The following is a 16,916-nucleotide window of genomic DNA, read 5'->3' on the forward strand; positions in this document are numbered from 1 at the left end:
TCTGCTCCTATCGGCTCAACGGGTATTTAAATGCCAACTTCTCAATCAACGCGAAGACAGCAGAGAAACCGATGGACATGACGAGATACATAAGGGTGATAACAATATAGACCTCAAAGCTCGCAAAGGTCGCCGATTGGAGATCGTTACCCGTAGCCGCAAGCTCATTGGCAGAAATGACGGATACAACGCTTGAGGTCAGCATCAGGTAGATGAATTGGCTGGTAAGCGACGGATAAACTGTCCGCAACGCAGGTTTCATGATGACATAGCGGAATACCTGCAGCTTGGAGAGACCAAGCGCGGTTCCGGCTTCCACCTGGCCTTTATGAATGGATTCAATGCCTGCACGAATAATCTCCGTACCATAGGCCCCGAAGTTCACCACCAACGCCAGAAGCGCAGCACTGTTGGGCGACAGACGCAAACCGGCAGAAGGCAACCCAAAGAAGATGAAGAATATCTGCACCAGAAACGGTGTATTGCGGATGATTTCGATATAGGCGTCGATCACGAAGCGTACCGGCTTGGGGCCGGATGTCTTACCGACAGCGCAGATAATTGACACAATCAAGCCCAACACCATCGCCGCGCACGAGAGCTCAATTGTCTGCCACGCACCGACAAGCAGCTTATCCATCGACGCTAAGACAGGCGCGAAGTTGAAGTTATACAATGCCGAACCTCCCGGTACCCGGATTATGCCGACTTTTCCTCCTGTCGGCAATAAATTTAGATCGATCTAAATTGGTTTGATGCCGCTCGTCAATCATTAATTCGGATTAGATGGCGGTGGCCGTATTTATCGGTACACAGGACTGCCTGACCTGCAAATAGGTTTCGCTGACGATACGCTCAGCTTGCTTTTCTGGGTTTGCCAAACGGGAAAGAAGCAGCCGGGCGGCATTCTGGCCCACTGCAACCGGCCGGGTTGACACCGAGCTCAAACGAGGCCGCGTTGCCTCCGCGTCGCTTACATCATCGAAGCCGATGAGGGAAAAGTCTTCGCCGACCCTCCTCCCACAGTCATAAAGTCCAGCCGAAAGACCTAGCGCAACCACGTCATTGAAACAGATTGCCGCTGTCGGCGCTTGTCCCGCCTGAAAGAGCAACGGGGCGGCTTTGGCAATTTCCGGCATCGTATACGGCAAGCGGACAATCATGCCGGGATCAAGGCCCTGCTGTTGCATCGCTTCCTGAAAACCTTCGACACGTTCGCGATAGGCAGAATGAACAGGCCCGTGCACGGCAAAGGCGATCGTGCTATGCCCCAGCTGGGCCAAATAATTGACCGCCTGCCGCATTCCGCCCGCATAATCCACGCCTGCGTAGTCAATTCGGTCCGTCACATGGCGCAATACCTGAACGGCCGGCAGCCCCCAATCCACAAACTGCTCAATGAATTCGGGAGCCGTTTCTGCCGCCAGCGACACAATCACGCCATCGACACCGTGCTCGCGCATACGCTGCATGAGGGTGGTTTGATTGGCAAAATTCTCATGACTGTTCGCGAGAACAACGACCAGTCCAGCCTCACCCACAATGCTATCTATGCCGGAAAGCAATTCACCGTAAAACGGATTGCCGAGAGTCGGGACAATGACGCCAACCGTATTCGACCTCTCCGCCCGGAGGCTAGCAGCCCCCATATTGTAGACATAGCCCAGCTCCTGCAGGGCTTTTTCGACCTTCTCCCGTGTTGCTGCCCCCACCAGGGGACTTTTGCGAATGACCAGCGAAGCCGTTGCGCGCGATACATTGGCATGCCGCGCCACATCCAGAAGCGTAACGCGACTTTTCCTGCGGTCGTCACTCGGCATAAGTTCACCTGTCTGCAAATTGATCGATGTCCGACCTGCCTGAGAGGAACTCAGCAACCCGTCGGTCAGATTCGAGAAGCTATATTCAATTCAGACTGGCGCATTGGTCAATCCGCTGGAGAGCGAACAGGCTACCACTATATTCAAATGACACCGGCAGTGTTCCCGGCATCGTCATTATGCACATGCTCTTCCCGGGATTATCACTTGCCTTTCGTTTTTTTTCATTTGGGATACTATCGTTTTCGGATTTATTCTGCCATTGGAAGAATCGAAGGTTGATCCTTCGCAAAAAATTGCATTCATATAAGTGCAATGAATATATCGCAGATGCGGGACTTCTGAGACATCCTAAAGGAGCTCGAATGTTCACGCAATCTCACACTCGAGGAGGAAACATGCTTATCCGTCTGATCACGACTTCGGCGCTGACAAGCGCCCTCGCCCTCACCATCGGTTCGCAGGCATTCGCCCAGACGGAACTGGCGTGGTGGCACGGCATGACCGGTGCCAACAACGAAATGGTCAATGAGCTCTCCAAAGAGTTCAATGAAAGCCAGAGCGAATACAAGATCGTTCCAGTTTACAAGGGAACCTATCCCGAAACGCTGAATGCCGGCATCGCCGCGTTCCGCTCCAAGCAGCCCCCGGCCATCCTTCAGGTGTTCGATGCGGGCAGCGGTGTCATGATGGCTGCTGAAGGCGCTGTGGTGCCGGCTGCGGAAGTGCTGGAAAAGGGCGGTTTCAAGTTCGACAAGTCGCAGTACCTGCCCGGTATCGTGGCTTACTATTCGAAGCCGGACGGGACCATGCTATCCTTCCCATACAATTCATCGTCGCCGATCCTCTATTACAACAAGGACGCCTTCAAGAAGGCTGGCCTCGATGAAAACAATCCGCCAAAGACCTGGCCGGAAGTTTTCGAAGCTGCAAAGAAGATCAAGTCCAGCGGCGCAGCACCGTGCGGTTTCACCTCTACGTGGTTGACGTGGATTCAGACCGAAAACTTTGCTGCCTGGAACAACGTTCCTTACGGCACCAATGAAAACGGTCTTGGCGGCACCGATGTAAAGCTCGAAATCAATTCGCCGCTTTACATCCAGCACTTCCAGTCGATTGCCGACCTCGCAAAAGACGGCACGTTCCGCTACGGCGGCCGCACATCGGAAGCCAAGCAGCTCTTCACCTCCGGCGAATGCGCGATGCTGACGGAATCATCCGGTGGTCTGGGCGATGTTGTGAAATCAGGCATCAATTACGGCATCGGCCAGCTGCCTTATTATGAAGGTCACGGCCCGCAAAATACGATTCCTGGCGGTGCTGCTCTTTGGGTGTTCGCGGGCCTGAGCGACGAACAGTACAAGGGCATTGCAGAATTCTTCAACTTCCTCTCGCAAACCAAAATTCAGGTCAAGCTGCACGAAAAATCCGGTTATCTGCCGGTGACGCTGGCTGCTTACGAGGAAACCAAGAAGGCAGATTTCTATGAAAAGAATCCGGGCCGCGAAACGCCGATCCTCCAGATGATGGGCAAGGCTCCCACCGAAAACTCAAAGGGCGTGCGTCTCGTTAATCTGCCGCAGGTCCGTGATATTCTGAACGAAGAGTTCGAAGCCATGCTTGGCGGCAAGCAGGACGCAAAAACTGCGCTTGAGAATGGCGTCAAGCGTGCAAACGACGCGATTGCTGCCGCTCAGTAATCGATCACATAGACACAACGCCGCCTGCCCATGGCAGGTGGCGTTGTCCCCACGAGGAAGCTCCCCGTGCAGAAAGTTACCTTTCCGAATAAAATCTTGCCCTATTTCCTGCTGGCCCCACAGATCGTGCTGACTGTGGTGTTTTTCTTCTGGCCAGCCAGTCAGGCAATTTATCAGTCCTTCATGCGTGAAGACGCATTCGGGCTCAAATCCACCTTCGTGGGATTGGCGAACTTCACAGCCGTTCTGGCCGATCCCAACTATCTGCACTCTTTCAGGGTGACGATTATTTTCAATATCCTGACCGCACTGCTCGCCATGGGCGCAGCGTTGCTGCTTGCGACGGCAGCAGACCGCGTTATCCGCGGCAAGACATTTTATCGTACACTCCTGATCTGGCCGTATGCCGTGGCTCCCGCCGTTGCCGGCATGTTGTGGCTTTTCATGTTCAACCCCGCGATGGGCACTTTTGCCTATATTCTGCGCCGCAACGGCATCGCGTGGGACCCGCTTCTGGACGGTAATCAGGCTATGGGCCTCGTGGTCGTTGCAGCTGCGTGGAAACAAATTTCTTACAATTTCCTGTTTTTTGTAGCAGGGTTACAGGCAATTCCTAAATCCTTGATCGAAGCAGCCGCTATCGATGGCGCCCGCGGATCGCGGAGATTCTGGTCTATTGTATTTCCGCTTCTTGCGCCGACATCGTTCTTCCTGTTGGTCGTGAATACCGTCTACGCCTTCTTCGATACGTTCGGCATCATTCATGCCGTGACGGGCGGCGGCCCTGCCAAAGCCACCGAAACGCTGGTCTACAAGGTTTACAATGACGGCTTCGTCAATCTGAACCTCGGTTCGTCTTCTGCACAGTCCGTCATTTTGATGGCAATCGTGATTGCCTTGACCGCTTTCCAATTCCGCTTCGTTGAGAAGCGCGTGCATTATTCGTGAGTGAGGCGACAATGATAGAAAAACGCCCCGTCTCGAACCTTATCGGCCATCTCATCCTGATTTTAGGCATCATTATTGTCGCGTTTCCGATCTATTATACGTTCGTCGCCTCAACGATGACGTCGACGCAGATCATTCGTCCGCCTATCTCCCTTCTGCCCGGCGACCACCTCATTGAAAATTACGGCGAAGCCATCTTCGGCGGTGTTGAACGCGTTGTTGGCGTTAGCCTTGAACGGCTGCTTTGGAATTCGTTCGTGGTCGCCATGGCCATCGCCGTCGGCAAGATCATTATCTCGTTCATGTCTGCCTTCGCGATTGTATTTTTCCGCTTCCCGATGCGCATGTTCTTCTTCTGGATGATCTTCGTCACGCTGATGCTGCCGGTGGAAGTGCGCATCCTGCCGACTTACAAGGTAATCGTCGATCTTGGCATGATCGATACCTATGCGGGCTTGACCCTACCGCTGATGGCATCTGCGACGGCAACATTCCTGTTCCGTCAGTTTTTCCTCACAATTCCAGGCGAACTCGTGGAGGCGGCGCGTATCGACAATGCCGGGCCGTTCCGTTTCATGCGGGATATCCTGCTTCCCCTTTCGAAGACGAATATCGCAGCGCTTTTCGTCATTCTCTTCATTTACGGATGGACCCAGTATCTCTGGCCGCTGCTCGTTACCAATGATGCCAAGATGAACACAATCATCATCGGCCTGCGCCGCATGGTCGACTGGGCTGACGCATCCACGCCCTGGAATTACGTCATGGTAACAGCCATTCTGGCCATCATCCCGCCGATCCTCGTTGTGGTGTTGATGCAGCGCTGGTTCGTCAAAGGTCTCGTTGAAACGGAAAAGTAATGAGCAAAATCGTTCTTGATAATGTCCGCAAGAGCTATGGCGGCAATGTCGAAGTCATCAAAGGGGTATCGCTGGAGATCAATGACGGCGAATTCGTAGTGCTGGTTGGCCCTTCCGGCTGCGGTAAATCCACGCTGCTGCGCATGATAGCCGGACTGGAGGGCATTACATCTGGCACCATTTCCATCGGTGATCGCGTGGTCAACGATGTTGAACCTGCCGAGCGCGACATCGCCATGGTCTTCCAGAATTATGCGCTCTATCCGCATATGACGGTCCGTGACAATCTCGCTTACGGACTGAAGAATCGTAAAACGCCAAAAGACGAAATCGAACGACGTATAGCGAAAGCTGCGAAGGCGCTCGAGATCGAGCAGTTTCTGGAGCGCAAACCGCGCCAACTTTCCGGCGGTCAGCGCCAGCGTGTCGCCATGGGCCGCGCCATTGTGCGCGAACCGGCCGCCTTCCTATTCGATGAGCCGCTTTCAAATCTTGATGCGAAATTGCGCGTACAAATGCGTGTCGAGATCAAGCGCTTGCAGCGTTCGCTCGGCACTACGAGCGTTTATGTTACCCATGACCAGATGGAAGCCATGACCATGGCAGACCGTCTCGTTGTGCTGAATGCAGGTCATATCGAACAGGTCGGCACACCGATTGAACTCTATGAAAAGCCGGCCTCCACATTCGTAGCAACGTTTATCGGCTCTCCGTCCATGAACTTGCTGCCGAGTGCAGAAACCACCGGCTGGACGACCGGCAGTGCGGTGAAGACACCCGCAGGAAACTTTACCATCGGTGTTCGCCCGGAAGATGTCCACATTCTCGAAAATGGCGCGCCGGATGCCGATGGCTTCAATACGACCGTCCGTATCGAAGCGGTCGAACTCGTCGGGGCAGAAAGCTATATCCATTCCTCTTTGCCAAACGGCAATCCGCTTATCTTCCGCGTCGCTGGGCGCTCGACCCACAATATCGACCAGACCGTGAGGGTTGGCGCAGCCGCGGAAAATGTCCATGTTTTTGGCAGTGATGGCCTGCGCCTGAACGATTGACACTCTGGCGGGTTGCGTCTTTCGAAGGCCGCAACCCGCTATAATAATCGATTTCTGTTTTAGAATTTATCGGCTACACAGAAACGGAATATTTTTCCGCCTGTGAGGAAATTCCGATAGATGACGCATCAGCAGATACTCTCCTTCGCGGTAATCATACTCATGATGGGGGCGTTTATCTGGGGCAAATTCCGTTATGATGTGGTCGCGCTCTGCGCGCTTCTCTTAGGCATAGCCGTTGGCGTCGTTCCCTTCGATCAAGCGTTTTCGGGGTTTAGCGACGATATCGTCATCATCGTCGGCAGCGCATTGGTAGTTAGTGCGGGTGTCGCCCGTTCCGGTCTTATGCAAGCAGCAGTCCAGCGTTTCCTGCCGGATATTAGTAGCGTGCGGCTACAGCTCGCCGTGCTGGTGGCGATTGTCACCGTGCTTTCTGCCTTTGTTAAAAATGTCGGCGCATTAGCAATCATGATTCCTGTTGCGTTTCAGTTTGCGCGTCGTTCGAACGTTTCTCCCTCAACCTTCCTCATGCCCATGGCGTTCGGCGCGCTGCTCGGCGGTTTGATGACCCAGGTTGGTACTTCGCCTAATATCGTCGTTTCCCGTATCCGTGGTGAAATGGTCGGAGAGCCCTTCACCATGTTCGACTTCACACCCGTCGGCGCCGTGCTGTCAGCCGTGGGGCTAATCTATCTGGTCTTTTTTTACTGGCTCGTCCCGCAACGTACGCGCGAAAACGTTTCGCTGGATGAAGCAATCAAGATCAAGAACTATGCTTCCGAAGCGCGCATCACAAAAACCTCGACAATGATCGGCAAGCGCGTGACTGACCTCATCAAGGCTGCTGAAGGCGAGGCGATGGTGACTTCCATCATACGCAAGGAACAACGGTTGACGCCCCTTCCCGACACAGTCCTGAATGAAGGGGATGTGGTTTTGCTTGAGGGCGACCCGAAGGCGCTGGACGCGATCATAAGCGCGGGAAAGCTTACCTTGTCCGAGAATCGCAATCCTTCCGAGACCAGCGGCTCGACCGACATCGAAGTCGTGGAAGCTGTGATTGGGAAAAATTCGCGCCTCATCGGCCTAACTGCCCAGAGACTGGCCCTTTTCGCGCGCTATGATTTAAATCTGCTGGCTGTCAGTCGGCCAGGAGAGCGTATCACCGAGCGCCTTAGCGAAGTTATACTCCGCTTCGGCGACGTCGTCGTTCTGCAAGGCAGGCAGGCAAATCTGTCGACCTTTCTACCCGAATTCGAATTGCTGCCGCTTGCTCGCCGCAAGCTGATGCTTGGCAGCGTTAGGCGTGGATTGATCCCCCTCGCCATTCTGATTGCAGCCATCGGCGCAACCGCTTTGAGCCTTGTGCCGGTTGCAGTCGCCTTCTTTGCTGCGGCGGTTGCCATGCTGTTATTCAAGGTAATACCTCTCAACGAGGTCTATGATGAAATCGATGGCCCGATTCTGGTCATGTTGGCCGCGCTTATTCCGGTTTCGGATGCATTAAGAACAACCGGCGGCACGGATCTCATAGCAGAAGGGCTTGCCACCATTGGCCATCAATTGCCACCAGCCGGTGCCTTGGCACTCATTCTCGTAGCCGCGATGATGGTCACGCCGTTTCTCAACAACGCCGCGACGGTGCTTGTGATGGCTCCCATCGCGACCAGTTTTGCTTCCGGACTTGGTTTCAAGCCAGAAGCCTTTCTGATGGCAGTTGCGATCGGTGCGGGATGCGATTTCCTCACCCCGATCGGTCATCAGTGCAATACGCTGGTGATGGGGCCTGGCGGCTATAAATTCAGCGATTACCCGCGTTTGGGGTTGCCGTTATCGCTCATCATCGCGATTGTAACGGTTCCCACCCTGATGTTCTTCTGGCCGTTGAAATAATGCTAAAGCTGAACTGAACGTATCCATTCGAGGCTGTCAGAAACGATCTTTTCCACGCTCTCGGCGATATCTGCGCGGAATACCAACGGTTCCCCGACCGGACTTTCGAGTGTCGCAATCTGGCTTTCCAGCATCGTTACCGGCATGAAATGGCCAGTACGATGCCCCATATGCTCGTGCAGGACTTCAAAACTCCCGTCCAGAAAAACAAAAAGGACAGGCGCACCCGCAGCAGAGCGGAGGCGGTCACGGTATATCTTTTTCAGTGCAGAACAGGAAACGACAATGCCGTCAGTCGAGGCAGCAAGACGTTCTCCAATTTTGTCGAGCCAGGGCCAGCGATCCTCATCCTGCAAGGGTATGCCTGCTGACATCTTATCGACGTTGGACTTCGGATGAAGGGAGTCGCCTTCGAGAAACGGGAGATCCAATGCATCGGCAATCTTCTCTCCGATCGTCGATTTTCCGGAACCCGAAACACCCATAACGATAATACGCAGCATCAATTCCTCATACGCTCGCGGTCATGCCGCCATCGACATGCAAGACCTGTCCGTTCACAAAAGTGGAAGCATCGCTGCTCAGGAACACTGCGGCACCAACCAGTTCTTCCACATTCCCCCAACGGCCCGCCGGTGTTCTTTTCTCCAGCCATGCCGTAAATTCGGGGTCGTCAACCAATGCCTGATTCAACGGCGTCTTAAAATAGCCGGGCGCAATCGCATTGATCTGCAAGCCATGTCTGGCCCAATCGGTCGCCATACCGCGCGTCAGGTTACGGATCGCTCCCTTTGTTGCGGTATAAGGCGCAATGGAAGGTCGCGCCAGTTCACTTTGAACCGAAGCAATATTAATTATCTTGCCGCGTCCTCGTGCGATCATATGGCGCGCAACCGCCTGTCCAGCATAAAAAGCACTGGAGACATTGGTTTCCAGTAGCTGCTGCCATTTCTCAACGGGGAAATCTTCGAGCGGCGCCCGATACTGCATTCCGGCATTATTGACCAGAATATCGAGCGCGCCGATTTCATCCTCTATCGTGTCAATAGCGGCGCGAACTTCTTCTGCATCCGTCACATCAAACGCAGACGCAAAGACTTTATGTCCTTCATCTTCCAGCAGCGTGACGGCCTTGTCCACTTTGCTCCGCTCCCGGCCATTGATGATGACCGTCGCACCGTATTGCGCAAGACCTCGCGCCAGTGCAAAACCGATCCCCTGACTGGAACCGGTAATTAGCGCTATACGACCTTCCAGATTGAAAAGTCCAAAAGAAGAAGCCATCAGAAAGTTTCCAATTTGAGACCGACGCGGCTGGCCGCCTGCACGATGTGGTGGCGCATCACGTCGCGCGCCTGCAACGGATCACGCGAGTAAATGGCATCCCTGATCGCGGTATGCTCATCGATAGTGATCTCGACAATCTGCTCGAGCACGGCCCGTGCACGCGCAGCGTTGATTGCCTGATTGATGCGTTCGGCGATGAAGCCAAGGACTAGCGGAAAATACTCATTGTGAGTTGCAGAAGCGAGTGCACGATGAAAAGCCAGATCGGCAGCTATACCGGTATCTGTCCATTTTTTTGAACCGCTCATCTCTGCGAGCGCTTCGTTAAGTTGCATCATGTCATGTTCATCGTGATGCACCGCCGCCAGTCCTGCCGCTTCAATCTCGAGCGCCATTCGCAACTGGAAGAGGCTGCGGAAATTTTCGCGATTGCTAAGTGTTTCCGGCTCGATCCGGAGGGCATGCCGTCTGTCTGGTTCTGTTACGAAAGCTCCGACGCCCTGTCGCGTTTCAACCAAGCCCTCGTTGCGCAACTGGGCAATGGCTTCACGCACAACCGAACGGCTGACACCGAAGCTTTGAGCAAGATTATGTTCTGTCGGCAGTTTTTGGCCCGGCAACAGAGTACCGTCACCGATCTGCCGCGTAATTTCCGACGCGATGCGTCCTGGGAGCTGCTCATTGCGTCTGATTTCACCAAACAAAACGATAAAGTCTCCCTGATTGCCCGTGCAGCTGATGTGTCGTCAGCCTTTTGAAGAGTCAAGTGAAAGCTGGCATCCGGGGTTCATGATGTTGTCCGGATCGATAATCTGTTTGAGAGCTTCAAGCAGCTTTCGCCGCGCAGGGTCAATGCGCTTCTCGAAATCGTCCCTTTTCAGACGACCGATGCCGTGCTCGGCGCTGATACTGCCCGCATAACGATCCAGAACAGCATTGATCGTTTCCTTTGCAAGCTTGATCTTCCGGTCTTTCGCAACATTATCGAGATTGCTTTCGGGAATGACATTGAGGTGCACATTGCCATCGCCAACATGCCCATAAGAAACTGCAAGACAATCGGGAAGAACCTGAGCCAGTTCTCGTTCAGCTTCATCAACGAACGATGCCAGTTTTGAAAGCGGAACTGATATGTCCGTGCGCAGGTGCTTGCCGTGTAGTGCCTGCCCCTCGTTCATCGCCTCCCGGAACATCCAGAGATTTTGACCTTGCGCCCGCGATGACGCGATAGCCCCGTCAAGAACGAGGCCATCCTCCAGTGCGTGTGCAAGAAACTGTTCCATCAAAGGCGCTATATCGACCAGTCCAGAGCCCGAAATCTCCATCAAGACGTAGGCCGGATATTGTCCAAGGGGTACGGTGAGTTCCGGCATTGCCTCCTGTGCCAGTATAAAAGCCACCGGCGGCATGAACTCGAATGCAGACATGAGGTCACAGCACTGAACCCGTGCCCGCCGATAAAGCGCTATGGCATCTTCCAGCGAGTTGAGCCCAAGCAGCGCCGTTTCCACCTTGTCCGGTAAGGGCATCAGTTTGATTGCAACACCCGTTACGATTCCAAGAATGCCTTCCGCGCCGATAAAAAGCTGCTTCAGATCAATGCCACGATTGTCCTTTCTCAGGGTCGAAAGACCATTGAATATAGTACCGTCAGGCAGAACGACCTCCAGCCCAAGGATCAACTCACGTGTCATGCCATAGCGCAACACGTTGACGCCGCCGGCATTGGTGCTGACATTTCCTCCGATACGACAACTCCCCTGTGCGCCAAGCGCCAGCGGGAAAAACATTCCTTCTGCCGCCAGTTTGTCTTTTAGTTCGGAAAGAATGCAACCAGCGTCGACAACCGCTGAAAAGTCGTCCGGGTCAATTTTCCGAATGCGGTTCATCCGCTCGAGACTCAAAATGACGAGGTTGTCCTGACCATCTGGTACGCCGCCCTGCACGAGCCCAGTGTTTCCGCCTTGGGGAATGATCGACAACCCCAGCGAAGCGCAGGCTTTAACTGCGGCAGAGACATCCGCTGTTGAACGCGGCCGGATCACGGCCACCGCTGCGTTCTCCACATCTCCCGGCCAATCACGACAATAGCCAAGCATGTCGTTTTGCCCGGTCATAACCAGATCGTTGCCCAAAAGAGCAACGAGCTCTGCCTGCCTGTTTCCGGTCATGTTCCCCGAACCGTGCATTTTACCCTCTTGGCCCTATCGATGTGCAATGCGCTGCCGCCGAAGTACGACAGTTTTTAAGATGCAGCAGGCTTTTCCGTTTCGTTCCTGTAACGGAACGGAAAAAATTGTTTCCAACGCTTACATATAAGGTTATCAGACAACCCTACAACATGAATCTGTAGGAGACCGGATAAGTGTTGTTACAAGCCACGCCCGCATTTTGAGCGACGCTGGCTGCAAGGCAGGGAGGGATTTCTGAATGCATATCGCAATCATCGGTGCTGCGGGCATGGTCGGACGCAAGCTTGCACAGCGTCTTTCAAACGATGGCCATCTCCGGGAAACGCCGATAGAGAAGCTCACGCTTATCGATGTCGTTTCAGCAGAACCTCCTGTCGGCTTCGCCGCACCGGTTGATACGCTGGCAGCAGATATATCCACCATGGACACCGCGCAGAAGATCGTATCAGGGCGACCTGATGTCATCTTTCACCTCGCAGCCATCGTGTCCGGTGAAGCGGAAATCGATTTTGATAAAGGATATCGAATCAATCTGGATGGCACCCGGCATCTGTTTGACGCAATCAGGCTTGCGCACATTGCCGATGGCTATAAACCCCGCGTGGTTTTCACCTCCTCCATTGCCGTTTTTGGCGCCCCGCTCCCCTACCCGATCCCGGATGAATTCCACACGACTCCGTTGACGAGCTACGGCACGCAGAAGGCAATCAGCGAACTTCTGTTGTCAGACTACACCCGTCGCGGTTTCTTTGATGGCATCGGGATTCGCCTGCCGACGATCTGCATACGCCCCGGCAAACCGAACAAAGCCGCTTCCGGCTTTTTCTCCAACATTCTTCGCGAACCGCTCTCCGGGCAGGAAGCCGTATTGCCTGTCCCCGACGATGTCCGTCATTGGCATGCTTCGCCGCGCTCAGCTGTCGGCTTTCTAATTCATGGAGCCACCATCGATACGGAAGCAGTTGGTGCGCGCCGCAATCTTTCCATGCCGGGTCTCAGTGCCACCGTGGGCGAACAGATCGAGGCGTTGCGCCGCGTAGCGGGGGAAAAAGCCGTCGGCCTCATTCGGCGCGAACCGGACGAAATGATTATGCGCATGGTCGCTGGCTGGGCTCCCGGTTTTGAAGCAAACCGCGCGCAGGCCCTTGGCTTCACAGCCGAAACATCCTTTGATGAGATCATTCGCGTTCACATCGAAGATGAAATGGGAGGCAAGATTTGACACGCAGGATCGCGTTTCTGGGTACCGGCCTGATGGGTTTGCCCATGGCCAGTCGGCTCCTGGATGCAGGCTTCGACGTAACAGTCTGGAACCGGAACAGCACCAAGTCTGCCCCCCTTGCCAAAAAAGGCGCCAAACTCGCGCAAACTGCCGCAAAGGCGGCGGAGGACGCTGATATAGTCATCAGCATGCTGACCGATGGGCCAGCGGTACGTGACGTCCTCTTTGAGCAAGGTGTCGCTGCCGTCTTGAAAAAAGGCAGCACAGTCATCGACATGAGCTCAATTTCACCAGACTTCGCGCGCGAGCATGCCAAGCGGCTGGGAGCATCATATGTCAATCATATCGACGCTCCGGTTTCCGGTGGAGTGGTGGGTGCTCAAGAGGGCACACTCGCAATCATGGCCGGAGGTGATGAAGCAATCATCGTCGGCCTCGCCGATGTGTTCAAGCCGATGGGACGCCTTACCCGCGTCGGCCCGCCAGGGGCCGGTCAGCTGGCAAAACTCGCCAATCAGCAGATTGTTGCCGTGACCATTGGAGCAATTGCAGAGGCAATGGTTCTTGTTGAAAAAGGCGGCGGATCGCGTGCTGCATTCCGCGATGCCATTCGTGGGGGATTCTGTGAAAGCCGCATTCTCGAGCTGCACGGTAAGCGGATGATTGACCGTGATTTTGAGCCGGGCGGCACATCGCGCATTCAGCTGAAAGACCTCAATTCGATCCTGAAAACCGCAAGCGACCTGTCTTTGAAATTGCCTTTGACCGAGACCGTACGCGAAGCCTTTGCCGCGTTCGTGGAAGAAGGCGGTGGAGAAAAGGATCATAGCGCCTTGCTTATTCATATCGAAAAGCTCAACGAAGGCTCTCAAAGCTAGCGCCCGACCAGCAGTTGCATTGGGAGGTGCAATGAAGATCACAGCAATCGAAACCATCCGCATCGCCGAACGGCCAAATCTGTTGTGGGTGGAAGTTCATACAGACGAAGGAATTACCGGCCTCGGCGAAACCTTTTTCATGTCTGAAACGGTCGAATCCTATCTACACGAATATGTCGCCCCGCGTGTTATGGGCCGTGATCCGCTGCAGATCGATCTGCTGGCCTCTGACCTTGTGGGATATCTCGGTTTCCGTTCAACCGGCGCGGAAGTGCGCGGCAACTCCGCCTTCGATATCGCCCTTTGGGATTTGTACGGCAAAGCTGCCAATCTACCCATTGCTCAGCTTCTTGGTGGTTTCACCCGCCAATCCATTCGCACCTACAATACCTGCGCCGGAACCGAGTATATCAAGAAGGCTACCGGCCAGCAGTCTGCCAATTATGGCCTTGCGAATACGGATACCAGTTTTGATGATCTGAATGGCTTTCTGCACCGGGCAGACGAATTAGCCCTCTCATTGCTCGAAGAAGGCATAACGGCGATGAAAATCTGGCCGTTCGACATGGCGGCGGAAAAGACGCGCGGGCAGTACATTTCTCAACCCGATCTTAAGGCGGCATTGCAGCCTTTTGAAAAAATCCGTCACGCAGTCGGTGACCGCATGGATATCATGGTCGAGTTCCATTCCATGTGGCAGCTCTTGCCAGCCATGCAGATCGCCCGTGAACTCGCGCCCTTCAAGACTTTCTGGCATGAAGACCCGATTAAGATGGACAGTCTTGGCAGCCTCAAGCGTTACGCGGAAGCCAGCATTGCACCTATCTGCGCTTCCGAAACCTTGGGAAGTCGATGGGCATTTCGTGATCTGCTGGAAACAGGTGTGGCCGGCGTTGTCATGCTTGACTTGAGCTGGTGCGGCGGCCTGTCGGAAGCCCGCAAAATTGCAGCTATGGCCGAAGCTTGGCATCTCCCGGTCGCGCCACATGATTGCACGGGACCGGTCGTTCTGTGTGCTTCGACGCATCTTTCGCTCAATGCACCAAATGCCTTGATTCAGGAAAGCGTCCGCGCGTTCTACAAGACATGGTATCGCGATCTTGTTACCGCCCTGCCTGAAGTCAGCAACGGTATGATTACGGTTCCACCCGGCGCCGGGCTGGGCATGGCACTCAACCCCGAAATGGACAAGGCCTATACCGTCAGCCGGAGAAAAACAGATCGATCTAATTTTTGAGGTCAGGACCATCTTCAAGGCTGGACTCAATTCTGGACTGCTAATAATAGTACTATTGTTGTCAGGCATCCTGACAACATATGACCCGTGGGAAACGGTCATACATTGGGAGGATATCTGTGCAAGACAAGCGTGAACTGCAAGCATCGGCGATTCTGCCTGAAGACAGCCATTCTGCAATTTTGATAGGCCGCGTTTGGTCGAAGGCAGAAAACGGTCCTTGTCCTGTATTGGTAAAAAACGGCCATGTGCACGATCTGTCCGGCTTGTCCGCCACGGTTTCGGGTCTTCTGGAGCGCAATTCGCTGATAAGTGAATTGGAAAATACTGATAGCTTTCCAAGCCTTGGTTCTCTCAACGATTTTCTTTCCGGTGAAAGTGGGCAGTTGTTGGCGCCCATAGATCTGCAATCCATCAAGGCAGCAGGCGTTACCTTTGCTGACAGCATGCTGGAACGCGTGATTGAGGAACAGGCTAAAGGCGATCCCTCCCGGGCCCGTGAAATTCGCGAACGTCTGGCGCCGGTTATTGGCGACAATTTGCGCGGTGTGGTGGCTGGCTCTGAAAAGGCTGCAGAGGTCAAGGCGCTTCTTCAGGAAATGGGCCTTTGGTCACAATATCTGGAAGTGGGTATTGGACCCGACGCGGAAATCTTCACCAAATCGCAGCCGATGTCGGCCGTCGGGTGCGGTGCAACTGTCGGCATTCTGCCCATTTCCCAATGGAACAACCCGGAACCCGAGGTGGTCTTGGTAGTCGCCTCGGATGGACGCATCGTCGGTGCAACTCTTGGCAATGACGTCAATCTTCGAGACGTGGAAGGTCGGTCGGCTCTGCTGCTCGGCAAGGCTAAAGATAATAATGCCTCCTGCGCTATCGGCCCGTTTATTCGACTGTTCGACAGTCAATTCACCATGGACGTATTGCGCAAGCTCAAGCTGTCGCTGACAGTTCATGGCGCAGATGGTTTCGAAATGACCGGCGAAAGCCCGATGGAAGCGATCAGCCGCGATCCTGAAAATCTTGCATCACAGATGATGAACCGCAATCATCAGTATCCAGACGGCGCCGTATTGTTTCTCGGCACCATGTTCGCGCCCGTGAAGGATCGTCGTGGCGCCGGACAGGGCTTCACCCACGAAGTCGGCGACCGCGTGGAAATTTCCACGCCGAAGCTCGGGCGTCTCATCAACTGGGTCGATCGGACCGACAAATGTCCTGAATGGACATTCGGTATCAGGGCGCTGATCCAGAACCTGCAAGCGCGCAATTTGCTCGATAAAGTCTGAGGGCGGATAGATGACGAAAGCCATAGACTTCTTCTACAAGTTACTTGGCGCAATTCTCGTCTTCCTCCTTGCCGGCATGGCTATCATGGTCTTCGTCAACGTGATTTTGCGCTATGCCGCAAATTCTGGACTGACCGTATCGGAAGAACTTGCGCGCTATTTCTTCGTCTGGGTGTCTTTTCTTGGCGCAGTCCTCACCTTCCGCGAAAACAGCCATCTGGGCATCGAGTCGCTCGTTGCCCGCTTCGGACGGCAGGGGCGCGTTACATGCATGGCGATCAGTTACCTGATTGTTTTGCTCTGTTCCGGAATTTTCTTTTGGGGCACCTGGAAGCAGTTCGATATCAACGCCAGCATGGTTGCGCCTGTCACGGGTCTCTCAATGATCTGGGTTTATGGCGTCGGACTGTTTACGGGCGGTGCTATGTTCATCATTGCCGCCGAACGCTTCCTGCGTGCTGTCACCGGTCGTCTGACCGATGAGGAAATTGCCACCTTTGCGGGCGAACACTCGCTCGACCATCTGATGGAGTAG

General features: G+C 54.3%; 16 protein-coding genes. 10 read left to right on the forward strand and 6 right to left on the reverse strand.

Going from position 1 to position 16,916, the window contains the following annotated elements; genetic code table 11:
• Positions 1 to 7 precede the first annotated feature (7 nt).
• Both F9K78_RS02825 and F9K78_RS02830 read right to left on the reverse strand, forming a co-directional pair.
• A complete protein-coding gene (locus F9K78_RS02825; RefSeq protein WP_121985344.1) occupies positions 8 to 676 on the reverse strand; it encodes an amino acid ABC transporter permease in 669 nt (222 codons plus the stop codon).
• 106 nt (positions 677 to 782) lie between these two features.
• Complete coding sequence (locus F9K78_RS02830; RefSeq protein ID WP_151682044.1) at positions 783 to 1,820, reverse strand: LacI family DNA-binding transcriptional regulator; 1,038 nt, start codon at positions 1,818 to 1,820, stop codon at positions 783 to 785.
• 398 nt (positions 1,821 to 2,218) lie between these two features.
• On the opposite strand from F9K78_RS02830, the gene ugpB reads away from it, so the two are divergent.
• From ugpB to F9K78_RS02855, 5 genes are all read left to right on the forward strand, one after another.
• Complete coding sequence (gene ugpB / locus F9K78_RS02835; RefSeq protein ID WP_162929815.1) at positions 2,219 to 3,520, forward strand: sn-glycerol-3-phosphate ABC transporter substrate-binding protein UgpB; 1,302 nt, start codon at positions 2,219 to 2,221, stop codon at positions 3,518 to 3,520.
• A gap of 66 nt (positions 3,521 to 3,586) precedes the next feature.
• Entirely contained in the window at positions 3,587 to 4,468 is an 882-nt protein-coding gene (ugpA, locus tag F9K78_RS02840; protein ID WP_121985342.1) for a sn-glycerol-3-phosphate ABC transporter permease UgpA, read from the forward strand.
• 11 nt (positions 4,469 to 4,479) lie between these two features.
• Complete coding sequence (ugpE, locus tag F9K78_RS02845) at positions 4,480 to 5,328, forward strand: sn-glycerol-3-phosphate ABC transporter permease UgpE (RefSeq protein ID WP_121985341.1); 849 nt, start codon at positions 4,480 to 4,482, stop codon at positions 5,326 to 5,328.
• On the forward strand, positions 5,328 to 6,383 hold the full coding sequence (locus F9K78_RS02850) for a sn-glycerol-3-phosphate import ATP-binding protein UgpC (protein WP_121985340.1): 1,056 nt from the start codon (positions 5,328 to 5,330) through the stop codon (positions 6,381 to 6,383). Before ugpE ends, F9K78_RS02850 begins: the two co-directional genes overlap by 1 nt.
• A gap of 120 nt (positions 6,384 to 6,503) precedes the next feature.
• Positions 6,504 to 8,276, forward strand: coding sequence for an SLC13 family permease (locus tag F9K78_RS02855; protein ID WP_121985339.1), 1,773 nt, complete (start codon positions 6,504 to 6,506; stop codon positions 8,274 to 8,276).
• Between the two features lie 2 nt (positions 8,277 to 8,278).
• Here the strand turns inward: F9K78_RS02855 and F9K78_RS02860 are convergent, their stop codons facing one another.
• Genes F9K78_RS02860 through F9K78_RS02875 form a run of 4 tightly spaced genes read right to left on the reverse strand, consistent with a single transcriptional unit; the run spans position 8,279 to position 11,752 of the window.
• Entirely contained in the window at positions 8,279 to 8,779 is a 501-nt protein-coding gene (locus F9K78_RS02860) for a gluconokinase (RefSeq protein WP_121985338.1), read from the reverse strand.
• Positions 8,780 to 8,786: 7 nt separating this feature from the next.
• Positions 8,787 to 9,560 (reverse strand): SDR family oxidoreductase, encoded by a 774-nt coding sequence (locus F9K78_RS02865; protein ID WP_121985337.1) that lies wholly within the window; start codon positions 9,558 to 9,560, stop codon positions 8,787 to 8,789.
• Positions 9,560 to 10,267, reverse strand: a complete 708-nt coding sequence (locus F9K78_RS02870) for a FadR/GntR family transcriptional regulator (RefSeq protein ID WP_121985336.1) — start codon at positions 10,265 to 10,267, stop codon at positions 9,560 to 9,562. The genes F9K78_RS02865 and F9K78_RS02870 overlap by 1 nt, the downstream gene beginning before the upstream one ends.
• A 42-nt stretch (positions 10,268 to 10,309) precedes the next feature.
• Positions 10,310 to 11,752, reverse strand: coding sequence for an FAD-binding oxidoreductase (locus F9K78_RS02875; RefSeq protein WP_121985335.1), 1,443 nt, complete (start codon positions 11,750 to 11,752; stop codon positions 10,310 to 10,312).
• Between the two features lie 241 nt (positions 11,753 to 11,993).
• Between F9K78_RS02875 and denD the strand changes: the two genes are divergently transcribed.
• The 5 genes from denD to F9K78_RS02900 all read left to right on the forward strand — a co-directional run bounded on the left by denD (position 11,994) and on the right by F9K78_RS02900 (position 16,916).
• A complete protein-coding gene (gene denD / locus F9K78_RS02880; protein ID WP_121985334.1) occupies positions 11,994 to 12,977 on the forward strand; it encodes a D-erythronate dehydrogenase in 984 nt (327 codons plus the stop codon).
• Complete coding sequence (locus F9K78_RS02885) at positions 12,974 to 13,855, forward strand: NAD(P)-dependent oxidoreductase (RefSeq protein ID WP_121985333.1); 882 nt, start codon at positions 12,974 to 12,976, stop codon at positions 13,853 to 13,855. The genes denD and F9K78_RS02885 overlap by 4 nt, the downstream gene beginning before the upstream one ends.
• A gap of 31 nt (positions 13,856 to 13,886) precedes the next feature.
• The gene (locus F9K78_RS02890) at positions 13,887 to 15,092 is read left to right on the forward strand and encodes a mandelate racemase/muconate lactonizing enzyme family protein (RefSeq protein ID WP_121985332.1); all 1,206 of its coding nucleotides are present in this window, start codon (positions 13,887 to 13,889) and stop codon (positions 15,090 to 15,092) included.
• 119 nt (positions 15,093 to 15,211) lie between these two features.
• Entirely contained in the window at positions 15,212 to 16,381 is a 1,170-nt protein-coding gene (locus F9K78_RS02895) for a fumarylacetoacetate hydrolase family protein (protein WP_121985331.1), read from the forward strand.
• Positions 16,382 to 16,391: 10 nt separating this feature from the next.
• Entirely contained in the window at positions 16,392 to 16,916 is a 525-nt protein-coding gene (locus F9K78_RS02900; protein ID WP_121985330.1) for a TRAP transporter small permease, read from the forward strand.

This window comes from Brucella pseudintermedia (genome assembly GCF_008932435.1).
Taxonomy (GTDB): domain Bacteria; phylum Pseudomonadota; class Alphaproteobacteria; order Rhizobiales; family Rhizobiaceae; genus Brucella; species Brucella pseudintermedia.